Genomic DNA, 14090 nt, shown 5'->3' with positions numbered 1-14090 from the left:
AAAAACTACTTACAACATCGTATAAAAACAATTGCGGTTTAGTGCTTAATCAAAGGTCGTTGCGTGTTTGTAACGTCTTATTTTCCTTCGGAAAATCCTCGCATACAAACCCGCAACTATTCTTATACATAAACGTTGTGCTTCATTACCAGAAACCGCTAACCAATGATAAAATTCTTTAGAAAAATTAGACAAAAAATGTTGACTGAAAACAAATTCAGCAAGTATCTACTATATGCGATTGGAGAAATTATTCTTGTCGTGATTGGAATTTTGATAGCATTGTCAATTAATAATTGGAATGAAAATAAAAAAAGTGAAAATCAACTTAATAATATTTACAATGAAGTTGAATCAAACCTAAAGTCTGACCTCTCAAATATAGATTATGTTATAAAACAATATGAACAGTTAGAATTAAGACTTGAAAAAATGATTATTGTAGAGTATTCAAGTATTCCCTTGGATTCAATTAATGCTAATAATTATTCGGATTTTATTCCGAGCAAAAGAGATATAAATAATTTTATTTCCTTTGAAATCCAAGATAAAGGTATAGGATTAATTAAAACATATAATGACTTTAACACAAGCGGAAATAAAGACCTTACAAATGAAATTATTCAATTCTATAAAATTGCGGAACCTTTAAATATGGTACTTGACAAATTAAAGGAAGAGTCATTTAATAACATAAAATATTTTGAGCAATTCCCTTGGTACCCTGACTATATGAATATCAAATACAATCCAGGAACGATAGAATTTCTTGCAAAAAATGGAATTTTCAAAAATAAGGTTGTCACGTATAGAATGATTGCGATTGAAAATTTTCTACCATTATTAAGGGAATATAAAAAATCAGCATCTATATTATTAGAAAAAATAGAAATAGCTGATTAAAAATACCGAAAGCACAACAAAACCTATAAACAATATGGGCTTCTGGCTTAATCGAAGGGGTTGCGTATTTTTATAGAGACCGCAAAATCTTTTCGATTTTGCTTTGACAAGGAAAAGAAAAACAAAAAGTTTTCGCTATGTGCGTGGCCGAAAGCAAACGCTAGTTTGCTCCCGTACTGTTCATAGCTAAACCGTTGGCAAAAATAAATGAGAAAGACAATTTACATACTAGTATTAATTACCTTATTTTCTTGTAGTAAAGGGAAAACAACTTATTATAAAAACATTAATTCGGGAGAAATTTTCACAGAATTAGAATATTATAGTTTGGGACAAAAAATTGCTGAAAAATATGGAAATGATTCTATAGCCTTAAAAATTAATTATAGTTTAAAAGAAAAACATTCATCTAAGGATTCTTTAATTCAACCTTTTGGACTCGATGTCAGAATTGGAGAAAATTATATTATTTCATCCTCTGATCGTGATAAAATTTACGAACTTATAGGGAAAGACCTGCCAGATTTTGAATTAAATACTATTGATAATGTTTTATTTAATAAATCAAATCTTTTAGGGAAACCAAGTCTAATAAATTTTTGGTTTACTTCCTGTAAGCCTTGCGTTGAAGAAATTCCAGAATTAAATAAATTAAAAGAAAAGTATAAATCCAAGGTGAATTTTATAACGATAACATTTGATAAAAAAAATGTTGTCGATAGATTCATTGATAAAAATAGCTTTGATTTTATTCATATTGTTAACGCACAAGATTACCTTGACAGGGTTGGTGTTAAAGCATTTCCGAAAAATGTATTTATTGATTCGAACGGAAAAGTACGAATAGTGGAAAATGGACTTAATGGAAATGTAGATGAATTTGAACGTATTTTGAATAATTTACTTTAGTCAACAACGCATATAATTTATTGCTAGTTCTAGCCTACTTACGAAAATCCTCGCGGATTTTCTATTTGGTTTGTATTTGCTAAATTAGGTCCTTAAATACGCAACTAATCTTACACATCAACGTTGTGTGCATTTTGAATAATCTTAATATGGATAAAGAACAAGCACAAAATCTTGAAGAATTGCAAAAGCTAAGTAGTGCAACAAAAAACCTTGGAAAGCAACTACATGCTATTACACCTAACTTTTATCCTTTCGACCTTTTTTTAATTGCAGCATTAAACAGGACAATCAATTTAAATAGAGCATTTATTGAACTTTCTAAAGAAAATAATTTCATCGCAGCAGCTCCATTAGTTCGAATTAATCTTGATACCTATTTACGTCTATATGCTCCCCGCGTCTCAAATTTGGAATTTAACGAATTTGCTAGTAAAGTGATTTTTGAACAAAAAAAAATAAATAATCTTAAATCCACTGAACGGACGGAAAACGGAAAATTGAAAAGCTTATCAGATAACTTTCTCAAAAATTCAATTTCACAAATTGAAGGTTGCGAATGGGTGGCAAAAATATATGATGCAGGAAGTTCATTTATTCATTTAGACAGTAATATGTTCTTCGCATCAAGAAAAGTTAATTCAGAAGAAGAAAAAACTATAAGCTTAACAATAGGTTACCATGATTCATTTGTTCCCCAAAGTGAAAAAACTGGTGCTGCATTTTGGATGAATAAAATAACTGAAGGAATAATTGAACAAGCGATGCTTTGGATAGCTGAAAAGGCAAATGATTTCGGTTTTGACATAAAAAAATTAAATAATCTTGATGATTTAAATAATCAAAAAGAAGAATAAAAAACTGCACACAACAATGCCTATAATCCATTGTTTAGCATATTTACTACAATTCAAAAGTTTTCGTACTTTTAAACCAGCTAGAATCCAAGCTCGATATGATTAACATCAAATCTCAACAACGGAATCATAGCCTAACCGTTACCCAACATTTTAAAAACATCAATCCATGAAAAAAATTTTAGTGATATTTTTATTAATCTTCCAAGTTTCTTTTTCGCAAACTAAAGAAGAAACCATCGAATGGCTGAATTTGAATCTAGAAAATTACGGCGATAATCAGATTATGGGCACATATCAAATAGAAACTAAAGTTGACCCTAACTATGGTGAAACTATATTATTTACTCAAAAAAGCTGGAATCCTTTAATGGAAAAAAACACTTTTGACTATTTTTCATTTAAACCAGATGCAATTTCATCTATATACTTATCCGGAAAAGGAAGAACTAATAAAACATTAGATATTTATATTAAATCAGAATCAAACCGAATATACGACAGCGACGAAGAGAAATTTCTAGGCGAGTTTAGGATTAGCATGAAAAATGGATATAATGATAAAGCAGAGCAATTGCAGACAGGGTTGTTACATCTTTTTGAACTCATGGGTAATAAAATAGAAAAACCAAAAGATTTATTTAAAAACTAAATGGATAAAAAATCAACTTATGGTAAATGGGAAAATTATAGAATCACCCAATTAAGTTTCATCAACAATTTTGTAATTGTACTTTCTGTTGCCTTAATTGGATATGTGTTTGATTTTATAAAGCCCTCAAATATTATATTTGATTGCACACAAAAATTCTTCTTTTGGGTTGGGCTTTTATTAATTATAGTTTCTGTATTTCTTGGTATTTTGGCTGCAATAAATAGATTAGAAGATTTTAGATTAACAGCAAAAATAGCGCGTAACAGAGAAAAGGATAATCGAGAAAGCATTAAACTGGATAGGAATAAAGCCAAAATAATCGGAAAGAAAACTTGGCGCCAATTTGTTTGGCAAATTACAACTTTTGGAATTTCATTTTTATGTTTTTCTGTAACAATTCTAATCGAATATTGGACTAAAATAACGTAGAAAAACGTTGGGTAACAATGGCTATAATTAATGTGGGGTTTAGGTTTTTACACTAAGGCTTGTGTATATTTACTATGTCCGCAAAATCTTTTCGATTTTGCTCTGGCGAAAAAATATAAATCAAAACAAAAAGCTTTTGCTAAGTGCGGAGACAGAAACAAAAACGTTTCCTTGCCTCCGCACTACTCATAGCTGAAGCGTTACAAAACATTGGATGAAAAAATTGCTACTATTCTTAATTTCAACCTATACGTTTAGTTCTTGTGCTCAAGAAAAGTCAATTGACTTTGTTCAAAGTGCCTTAAGTAATTTGAATATTAAAATAGAAAATTGTTTATCGGAATTCATAATACAAAAAGATATCTCGGAATCTGAAACAGTTATTGTCATTCCTGAAATTGCCCATAAAGGAGATGGGTATATGACTCTGAATGGCCACCTATTGATTTTAAATAGAAAAAACGGAAAAATTAAATCTCGATTCTCAGAAAAAGACTCTTGGAATAGTGATGCTATTAAATTGGAAAATATAGAAGTTGTTTATCAACCCTATCAATTGACTAAAAATTCTGAAACTATTGGAGTCTTAATTGAATACAATGGCGGTAGCCGACCTAATCCTTATTCTTCAACAGAACTTTCGTTATTTATTAGAAACGGGGAAAAACTAGTATGTGTTTTAAAGGATTATTCTATTTATAGGTTAAACGGAGAAACTGACGGAATGAGTATTGGAGAATTTGTTGAGCATAGACTAATTATACGACCAAATCTAAATTCAAAATCTGAATTTTACGATTTAAATATTATTGACTCAATCATAAAAATACAATCAATGGAAGGAACTGAAAAAATAATTGAGAAATCGAAAAAAATTGAAAATTTAAAATACGAAAACGGTAAATATAAAAACGTTTTGTAACAATGGCAATAATTCATTGTGGCATCATGCAAAAAACTAAAATAGAAACCATCAAACGGCCTGATTTCGTTGTGGGAAAAGTCTACGACGTTTCCCACAACGAAATCATAGCCTAGACGTTGGCACAAAGTTAAAACTGAATCGATAAAAAACAAATGATAAGGAATTTTATAAAGATATTTCTTGATAAAATGAAAGGAATTGAATTTGGTCCAAAAATTAACAAGGAAATTACGTTGAATGAAAAAACAACTAAAGATGAAATTAAATCTTTTGTTTCAACAATGGGAAACAAAATTATTTTGAGTTTTTACGACGCATTTCATAATCTTCATCCAACTGAAAAACCTTGGGCTTTAGGAGATTCAGGAGCCTTCACTGCTGTTCGAGTTGATAATGAAAAAATAAAAGTAAAACGTGGGAATCATGGCTGGATGGATAAAGAATGGTCTGAAATTTCAAAAATGGAATTAATCGACATAATTTTTAAGAGCCGGAATTTTAACGGAGGAAATATGAGAATTGAATCCAGAGTTGCCAGAAAGATTTGGAGAATAGATGAAAACGGAAAATCATTAATTAATTTTTACCATAAAGTTCCTGAATAAAAAAAACCATGTGCCAACACCGTATAAAAATAATTGCGGTTTAGTGCTTAATCAAAGGTCGTTGCGTGTTTGTAACGTCTGATTTTCCTTTGGAAAATCCTCGCATACAAACCCGCAACTATTCTTATACATCAACGTTGGCGGTAATTAGAACCAATAGTATTAAAAATTGAAAGATTTAATCAATAAAATACAAAGCAGCATACATCTAAGCTCAGAAGCGGAAGAATATCTTTTTTCCATTTCGAAAGAAAAAGCACTTCCTAAAGGAGAAGTCTTAATCCGCCAAGGACAAGTTGTGAAAAAAACATTCTTTGTTACAGAAGGTTGTTTAAGATCTTACTGTATAGATGAAACCGGGAGAGAACACACCTTGCAATTTGCAATTAAAAACTGGTGGATCAGCGATTACATCGCTATTCATAGTGATGAGCTTGCAACGCTTACCGTAGAATGTTTGACCCAATCGAAAGTTATTGAATTCAATACCAAAGAACTGGACGGAATTCATTCACGTTTCCCAGAATTAGAATCTTACCAAAGACATAATTTAGAGCGTCACCTTGTTAGTTTGAATAAGCGCATCTTGAATCAACTACAATTAAGTGCTCCGGATAGGTATGATTTATTTTTAAAGCAATATCCCGACATAGAGCGGCATACTCGAAATTTTCATATCGCATCTTTTCTAGGTATAACGCAACAAAGCTTGAGTCGTATAAGAGTTGAAAAAGCAAAAAAATAGCTTTCTTACCATAGGGTAATTTTTCCTAGGAATGCTCCCGCTACATTTGTTTCAAATTAATAATCAAAGAAATCGATACAGATATGAAAGCATTACAAATAATAAAATACGGTGAAATTAAAGACAGTTTAGCCTTTAATGAAGTTAGCAAACCGACAGTTCAAGCAAATGATTTACTTATTGAAGTTAAGGCTGCTGCCATTAACCCTATAGACAAGAGTATTATCCTTGGAAATCTACAAGGGATGCTTCCAATCCCATTGCCAAGCACTTCTGCTTATGACGTAAGTGGCGTTGTAATCGAAAAAGGAAGCGAAGTAAGCAATTTTGAAATTGGAGACTTAGTGTATTCAAGAGTTCCTCAAGAACAAATGGGCACGTTGGCTGAATTCGTTGCTGTAACTAGTATTGCAGTTTCAAAAAAACCTGGCAACATTTCTTTCGAAGAAGCGGCAAGTTTACCATTAGCAGGACTTACTGCCTTACAATCCTTGGAATACGCAGGTATAAAAGAGAACGATAAAGTGCTTATACATGCTGGTTCTGGCGGTGTCGGAAGTTTCGCCATTCAGTATGCCAAAGCAAAAGGAGCTTATGTTTATACTACCACCAGCACAAGCAATGTAGAATGGGTAAAAGCCCTAGGTGCAGATAGAGTAATTGATTACAAAACGGAAGATTACAAAAGCATAGCTAAAGATGTAGATATCGTTTTTGATACACTTGGTCAAAACTATTCTCTCGAATCTTTTGAGGTTGTTAAACAAGGCGGAATAGTAGTTAGCATTGTAGGACCTTTAGATGAAGCAAGTGCTAAAATGTTCGGTATGGCCGATTATAAATTACCAGAGGAATTGGCGAAAGCAAGTAGTGAAAAAGACGCTGAATACAAATTCATTTTCATGCACCCCAATGGCGCACATTTAAATGAAATTAAATCAATGATTGAAGATGAAAAGATCAAACCAATCATTGACAAAGTGTATCCATTTTCCGAGAGCATCGAAGCATTCATACACCTTGCATCAGGAAGAGCAAAAGGAAAAATTGTGGTAAAGATTAAATAAACTACTTACAACATTAAATGAAATTAAGAACATAAAATGAAAGCATTACAAATAAAAGGATACGGAAATATTGAACGTAATTTAAATTTTAACGAAATAGAAAAACCCACTATTTCAGATGATCAAGTATTAATTGAAGTTTATGCTGCGGGTATAAATCCCATTGATTACAAAATTATTGAGGGAGCAATGAAGCAGTTAAGTAAACTGACTTTTCCAGCTCCCATTGGCTTTGATGTTTCTGGAGTTGTAATTGAGAAAGGCATTAAGGTAAATCATTTAGAAGTTGGAGATGAAGTGTACTCCAGAGTGCCCTCTGATTCTCCAGGAACATTTGCGGAATTCATTGCAGTTGTTGCTAATGTAGTTAGCCTCAAGCCTGCCAACTTAGATTTCAATGAAGCATCTAGCTTGCCTTTAGTTGGCCTAACGACAATACAATCTTTTGATAAAGCAAATTTAAAATTTGGTGACAAAATATTGATCCATGCGGGATCTGGAGGCATAGGAACTTTTGCTATTCAATATGCTAAAAGTAAAGGAGCATATGTCTATACGACTACAAGTACTAAAAATGTTTCTTGGGTTAAAGAACTGGGGGCAGATCGAGTTATAGATTATAAAACGGAAAACTATCTCGATATTGTAAAGGATATTGATATTGTATACGACACGCTCGGTGGAAATTATACGCTAGAAGCATTTGACGTAATAAAGAAAGGAGGAAAAGTGGTTAGTCTTAACGGAGAAGTTGATAAAGAAACTGCAAAAGAACTAAAACTTAATGGAATCATTCGTTTCATATTATCGTTAAAAAGAAGAAAAATCACAAAGAGAATCAAGGATAAATCAGCCTATTACAAGTTGATTCTTATGCAGCCAAATGGAAAGCAACTGGCTGATATAACAAAACTTGCAGAAGCCAAGCTGATTAGACCTGTAATAGATAAGAAATTTCTATTTTCAGAATCAATAGAAGCTTTGCAGTACCAAAAATCTGGTCGTGTAAAAGGAAAAATAACAATTAAGATGAAATAACTAACATTAGGAATAATTCAAAAAGGTAAAACGAGAAATGGAACTAAATAATTCAAGAATTTTAATTACTGGAGGAAGTTCAGGAATTGGCAAAGAAACAGCAAAGCAATTTATCCAAAGGGGAGCTAAAGTTGTGATCACAGGGCGAGACGAAATTAAATTAAATCAAGTTGCTACTGAAATTGGGGCCATTCCTTTATTATTTGATATAAGCAATTTAAATACGATTAATGAAATGGCTGAAAAAGCCATATCGCTTTTGGGTGGAAAAATTGATGTCTTAGTAAATAATGCAGGAATAGGCGTTTTTTCAAAATTGGGTGAAATAAACGTAGAAGATTTGCAAAGCATATTTACGACTAATGTTTTTGGACTTGCTCTACTTACACAAGAAATTGTAAAAACATTTAAAAAACAAAATTATGGCAACATTATAAATATCGGTTCTAGCGCAAGTCAAAAGGGGTTTGCGGGAGGAAGTATTTATGCTGCTTCAAAATTTGCCTTAAGAGGAATGACACAATCTTGGCAAGCTGAATTACGTAAATTCAACATACGAGTTTCTTTGGTTAACCCAAGTGAAGTAGCTACAGCTTTTGCCGACCCAAAAAGAGAGGAACGAGAAGAGATGCCTAACAAATTAGGTCCTGAAGAAATAGCTCATTCCATTGTGTCTGTTGTTCAAATGCGGGATAAAGGGTTTGTACAAGAACTAAACATTTGGGCAACCAACCCCTTTTAATAAAAAAACTATCGCCAACAATGTATATAAAAAATAGGCGAAACAGGTATAAAATCAAGGCTTTTGGCTCGTATCAAACTTTGTGCTTAACTAAAAGTTTAGTGCTTCATAATCGCCTACTTTTCATATAGTAACACTTGTGTGCCATTAGGGCAAAACTGTAACAATTACCCTGTTACATCGTCAAATTTTAGTATGAATTACTAAAAGTAAACAAATATGAGTGTAAAAAGGACCTCTTCCAAATCATTGACCAATTACAATGTTAACATCAAAATTAAACTAGCAGCACTCTGGACTGCATTAATGTTTTTGTATATATATGCTGACTTTTTTCAGCTGATGACACCTAAAAAGTTAGAGAAAATGATTGATCTTCAAACACCAATGGGACCAACATCTCCTGAGATTTTGGTTATTTTTTCTGTGATTTTAATTATTCCTTCGTTAATGATCTTTTTGTCCGTTTTTCTGAAAACACAAATTAATAAATGGTTGAATATTTCTATTGCAGCCTTATATGCAAGCATGTCTATTTTAATTATCGTTTCTACTTTAGGTAGTCAATGGCACACATTTTATATTTTATTCAATCTTATAGAAGTTTTTGTTTTTGCAATGATTATTTATCAAGCATGGAATTGGCCTAAAGTGGAATAGTGTTACATGTAACAGGAAGTTATAATAATAACTAAATTTTTAAATTCATTTTTTAACAAACGCAAATAATCTATGAGTGTAAATAAAAAACAAAAGCAATTGATTAAAACTGCAAGAACAACTGGCGTGTGGTATTTAATGATGGCCATTTCAGGAATTTTAGGGTTTATGGTCTTTCATTCTCAAATATTTGTGTCTGGTAATCCTGAACAAACGCTAACGAATTTGATAGAATTAGAATCTACTGCAAGAATTAGGTTGCTGTTAGAGTTTGCTATCGTAATATCTCAGGCACTTACCGCAGTTTGGTTTTTCAAATTATTTAAAGATAATTATGAATGGGAGGCTTGGACTCTAGGTATATGGGGAATGGTGAATGCTTTAGTCATTATGATAAGTGCAATTTCAATGGCCTCCGCAATAGGTATTGCAAATTCTGATATAAGTGCTATGAAAGACAAAGTTGTACTAATTCAGGTTTTTCAAAATATAATATCAAATGCTTGGGGTATTGGTGGTCTATTCTTTGGGCTTTGGCTGTTTCCAATGGGATACATAGTCATCAAATCTAAAAGAATGCCTGTCTGGTTAGGGAGAGTTATTATTTTAGGGGGTATAGGCTATCTAATTACCACCGTTATCCGCTACACAGGAATTGATATTAGTTTCAATAGATTTCTTATTCTACCCGCAACCATTGGAGAATTTTGGATGATTGGTTATTTGCTAATTTTTGGGATAAGACCTAGTAATGAGTGAAATTAAATTAAAACGGCATACAACAATGGCTATAATTCATTGTGCATTATGCCAATAACTGAAATAGAAACCATCAAACGGCCTGATTTCATAAGTGGAAAAGTCTACGACGTTTCCCACAACGAAATCATAGCCTAGGCGTTGGCAATAATTATGAAAATTGTGTAACCTATTTTGAATTCTTCACGCCTTACTAAGAAATTAGAAATCATAATGAAAAAAACAAGTCTTATCTTCTCGACAATTGCATTAATAATTCTTGGAACATTAACTTCAAATGCTCAAGAAGATTTAAATTCGAAAAACACTTTTACTAAAATTGACAATTATTTGAGTAATGGAACTACCAATGGGTTTTCAGGAGCAATTCTAGTTATTCAAGAAGGAGAATTAATTATTAACAAGGGTTATGGGTGGGCAAACAAGGACAACAAAACTCTTAATAACCCAAACACTATTTTTGACATTGGTTCTAACACAAAACAATTCACAAGTACAGCAATTTTAAAACTTGTTGAACAAAACAAACTAAATGTTACGGATTCATTAAGTAAATATTTTACTGAGCTACCAATTGACAAGCAAAGCATTACAATACACCAATTGTTAACTCACTCTGCAGGCTTTGTAGAATCTCTTGGAAGAGATTTTTCAGAAATCTCGCAAAAGGACTTTTTTGAGAAAATTTTCGCGAGTAAATTATTAGCTGAGCCTGGTGAAAAATATTCTTATTCTAATACTGGCTATAGCATATTGGGAAGAATCATTGAATTAGCTTCTGGTCAATCCTACGAAGCTTTCTTAAACGAGCATCTTTTTACACCAGCAGGAATGTTACAAACAGGGTATCTCCTGCCTAAATGGGATGCAAAACAGCTGTCTCATGGTTACAACAGAAATATAATAGAAACGGAGTCAACGGTTACTCGTTATCAAGAAGCTGGAGCTGTCAATTGGCACTTAAAAGGGAATGGCGGTATTAATTCAACTCAAAATGACATGCTTCTTTGGTATAAAGCATTGAAAAAGAATAAGATATTAACACCGGAATCATTCGAAAAATTAACAACGCCTTATGTTTCGTCTTCCAATAGTACTTATAGTTATGGCTATGGCTGGGGGGTTAAAAATATAGAAAACGATAGATTACGAATATCTCATAATGGCTCTAACGGACCTTTTGCACATTCGTTAATATGGTATCCTAAGGAGGATATGTACATAGTATATGCTACAAACGCAAATAGCGCAAGAGTAGAGGGCATTGCTCGTGTTGTTGAAAAAATGATTTTGGACAAAACCTATGTCCCTGAACCTATAAAAGACAATATATACTCCTTTATGATGAATTATATAAAACAACATCCAACAGATAAATCGAATGAGCTCGTTATATTACTTCAAGAAAATTACGCTGATGATTTTACAGATTCAGGGGCTTTAAATACAACTGGAAATCTAGTATTAAAATCTAATGAAAATTTGGAATGGGCTTTAGAGTTATTTAAAATAAATGTTCAAATATACCCTAACGATGGTAATCTTTGGGATTCATTAGGTGATGGATATAAGGCAAATGACCTAAAAAAGGACGCAATAAAAAGCTACCAAAAAGCAATTGAACTAGGATATAAAGATTCACAGAAAAAGCTAACAGAATTAATTAAGAACTAGTATAACAACTATTGCCAACAAAACCTAAACTGCATTGAAACGCAGCTTAGCTAAAACGCTATAAGTAATGCGGAATTTAGTGTTTAATTGAAAGTAAGCGTATATTTACTATGTCCGCAAAATCTTTTCGATTTTGTTCTGGCTAAAAAATATAAATCAAAACAAAAAGCTTTTGCTACGTGCGAAGACAGAAACAAAAGGCTTCCTTGCCTCCGCACTACATATAGCTGAAACGTTAGCAACAATTAAAACAAAAAAATATGAAATATTTAATTACAACATTATTTCTCTTAATTTCTATCAATTCATTTTCTCAAACAACTTACTACACTACTGATGGAAAAAATCGAATTACAGAAGCTGAAGCGAATAAAATGCTAACTGAACAAGTTGCTAAAATGAGTGACGTGATGAAAAAACAGTTATATGGGAGTTTTACTATCAATGACACAGAAACTAAAAAAGATTCTATAATTTCAAGAATAACTTTTGCTATTAGTGATAAAAAGTCTGAAAATCTAATGAATTCTGGACCATTGTCTGAATATAAAAACAAGGAATTCCTAAAATTTGACTTAAATACTTTAGTGGATAAAAACTTTAATTCAGAAAAACTAAAAGGTAAACCAACTATGTTAAATTTTTGGTTTACAAGATGTGCACCTTGCATAGACGAAATGCCAGTCTTGAATAAGATAAAAGAAAAGTACAAAGATGACTTTAACTTTATTGCAATTACTTATGAACAAAAAGAAGATGTAACGAATTTTCTAAAAAAGCATCCGTTTGACTTTGAACATCTAATTAATGCTAAAGATTTTACTGACCAATTAGGAATTCAAGCGTATCCGATGAATTTGTTTTTAGATAAAAATGGCGTCTTAAAATATGTGAAAGGTGGAATTCCATATGAACGTAAAGAAGGAGAAGAAGAATTGAAAATGGGAGAGGGAAATGAAATAATTAAGATTATTGAAAAGCTAAAATAACTGTTGCTAACAATACCTATAAGTAGTGCGGGGGTTTGGTGTTTAATCTAAAGTAAGCGTATATTTACTATGTCCGCAAAATCTTTTCTCCCGAAGCGTCGGGATTGCTCTGGCGAAAAAATATAAATCAAAACAAAAAGCTTTTGCTACGTGCGAAGACAGAAACAAAAACGTTTCCTTGCCTCCGCACAACTCATAGCTGAAGCGTTGTGCTTCATTATCAGAAACCGCTAACCAATGATAAAATTCTTTAGAAAAATTAGACAAAAAATGCTGACTGAAAACAAATTCAGTAAGTATTTACTTTATGCAATTGGAGAAATAATCCTTGTTGTTATTGGAATTTTAATTGCGCTATCAATTAATAATTGGAATGAAAACAGAAAAGAGTCTAACTTGGAATTGGAAATATTATCCGGTCTTTATAACGACATTGCTAATAATAAAATCAAGATAGATAATTTGATTTCGAGAGACTCAATAATAATTACAGGAAATCAACACATTCTTTCTTTATTAAAAGATAATAATTCAACCTTTAATGATTCACTTCAATTTAGTTTTGGAAACATTAATCGATATGAAGTATTTTTTCCTCAACAAATGGCATATGAAACACTTAAATCGAAAGGTCTTCACTCTCTAAAAAACGATTCATTAAGAAAACAAATTATTGAATTATATGATGAGACGTATTTAGTTAATTCACACATCAGAGATTTAAAAAGTGAGGTTTACTCGAACACATACAATATGCTGAATAAAAGGCTTTTTACAACAAAAGATATTGACCATAAAATACCGAACAATTATAATGACTTGAAAGGAGACACAGAATTCCTGAATACATTATCCCATATTACAGCTGAAAACGAAAACTTTCAGAATTACTCATATATGATGTTGGAAAAAACTATTACAGTTATAACCGAAATTGATAAAGAAATTAAAAGATTAAAAAAATAACGAAAGCACAACAACGTATATAAAAAATAGCGCGAGTCGTTGCTAACACGAAGGTTCGGGCATTTTTAGGAAGTCACCAAATTTTTAAATTTGACAAATTTCCAAAAATAAAATAATTAGTAAAATTTAAAAATTCGGCTTGTGTTTCATCCGAAAATTATCGCTTA

The 14090-nt window shown here is 31.8% G+C and carries 16 protein-coding genes; all 16 read left to right on the top strand.

The features are described 5' to 3' along the window. The first annotated feature begins 165 nt into the window (after positions 1–165). The 16 genes from ABXZ36_RS09120 (at position 166) to ABXZ36_RS09045 (ending at position 13923) form a co-directional block, all read left to right on the top strand. A complete protein-coding gene (locus tag ABXZ36_RS09120) occupies positions 166–903 on the top strand; it encodes a DUF6090 family protein (RefSeq protein ID WP_354615199.1) in 738 nt (245 codons plus the stop codon). A 207-nt stretch (positions 904–1110) separates the two neighbouring features. Next, positions 1111–1812: a TlpA family protein disulfide reductase gene (locus ABXZ36_RS09115; protein ID WP_354615198.1), complete on the top strand. Its 702-nt coding sequence runs from the start codon at positions 1111–1113 to the stop codon at positions 1810–1812. Positions 1813–1961: 149 nt separating this feature from the next. Continuing rightward, the gene (locus ABXZ36_RS09110; RefSeq protein WP_354615197.1) at positions 1962–2669 is read left to right on the top strand and encodes a hypothetical protein; all 708 of its coding nucleotides are present in this window, start codon (positions 1962–1964) and stop codon (positions 2667–2669) included. A gap of 169 nt (positions 2670–2838) precedes the next feature. Beyond that, positions 2839–3321, top strand: coding sequence for a hypothetical protein (locus ABXZ36_RS09105; protein WP_354615196.1), 483 nt, complete (start codon positions 2839–2841; stop codon positions 3319–3321). Beyond that, positions 3322–3753, top strand: coding sequence for a hypothetical protein (locus tag ABXZ36_RS09100; RefSeq protein WP_354615195.1), 432 nt, complete (start codon positions 3322–3324; stop codon positions 3751–3753). Positions 3754–3967: 214 nt separating this feature from the next. Further along, complete coding sequence (locus tag ABXZ36_RS09095; RefSeq protein ID WP_354615194.1) at positions 3968–4675, top strand: PA3715 family protein; 708 nt, start codon at positions 3968–3970, stop codon at positions 4673–4675. Positions 4676–4830: 155 nt separating this feature from the next. Next, positions 4831–5283 carry a hypothetical protein gene (locus ABXZ36_RS09090; RefSeq protein WP_354615193.1) on the top strand — a complete coding sequence of 151 codons (453 nt, stop codon included), beginning with the start codon at positions 4831–4833 and terminating at the stop codon, positions 5281–5283. Between the two features lie 169 nt (positions 5284–5452). Next, on the top strand, positions 5453–6028 hold the full coding sequence (locus ABXZ36_RS09085) for a Crp/Fnr family transcriptional regulator (protein ID WP_354615192.1): 576 nt from the start codon (positions 5453–5455) through the stop codon (positions 6026–6028). Between the two features lie 83 nt (positions 6029–6111). Beyond that, entirely contained in the window at positions 6112–7095 is a 984-nt protein-coding gene (locus ABXZ36_RS09080; protein ID WP_354615191.1) for an NADP-dependent oxidoreductase, read from the top strand. A gap of 36 nt (positions 7096–7131) precedes the next feature. After that, positions 7132–8133, top strand: a complete 1002-nt coding sequence (locus ABXZ36_RS09075; RefSeq protein ID WP_354615190.1) for an NADP-dependent oxidoreductase — start codon at positions 7132–7134, stop codon at positions 8131–8133. A gap of 37 nt (positions 8134–8170) precedes the next feature. After that, positions 8171–8875, top strand: coding sequence for an SDR family oxidoreductase (locus ABXZ36_RS09070; protein WP_354615189.1), 705 nt, complete (start codon positions 8171–8173; stop codon positions 8873–8875). 219 nt (positions 8876–9094) lie between these two features. Continuing rightward, complete coding sequence (locus ABXZ36_RS09065; protein ID WP_354615188.1) at positions 9095–9535, top strand: DUF6326 family protein; 441 nt, start codon at positions 9095–9097, stop codon at positions 9533–9535. A gap of 72 nt (positions 9536–9607) precedes the next feature. Beyond that, positions 9608–10294 carry a DUF4386 domain-containing protein gene (locus ABXZ36_RS09060; protein WP_354615187.1) on the top strand — a complete coding sequence of 229 codons (687 nt, stop codon included), beginning with the start codon at positions 9608–9610 and terminating at the stop codon, positions 10292–10294. A 213-nt stretch (positions 10295–10507) separates the two neighbouring features. Then, positions 10508–11968, top strand: a complete 1461-nt coding sequence (locus ABXZ36_RS09055; RefSeq protein ID WP_354615186.1) for a serine hydrolase — start codon at positions 10508–10510, stop codon at positions 11966–11968. Positions 11969–12228: 260 nt separating this feature from the next. Continuing rightward, on the top strand, positions 12229–12957 hold the full coding sequence (locus tag ABXZ36_RS09050; RefSeq protein ID WP_354615185.1) for a TlpA family protein disulfide reductase: 729 nt from the start codon (positions 12229–12231) through the stop codon (positions 12955–12957). Positions 12958–13194: 237 nt separating this feature from the next. Next, a complete protein-coding gene (locus tag ABXZ36_RS09045; protein WP_354615184.1) occupies positions 13195–13923 on the top strand; it encodes a DUF6090 family protein in 729 nt (242 codons plus the stop codon). Positions 13924–14090 lie beyond the last annotated feature (167 nt).

Source organism: Sediminicola arcticus (genome assembly GCF_040566695.1).
GTDB classification, from domain to species: Bacteria; Bacteroidota; Bacteroidia; order Flavobacteriales; family Flavobacteriaceae; genus Sediminicola; species Sediminicola arcticus.
The sequence above is the reverse complement of the archived record's forward strand: the minus strand, read 5'-3'. Positions and strand labels throughout refer to the sequence as shown.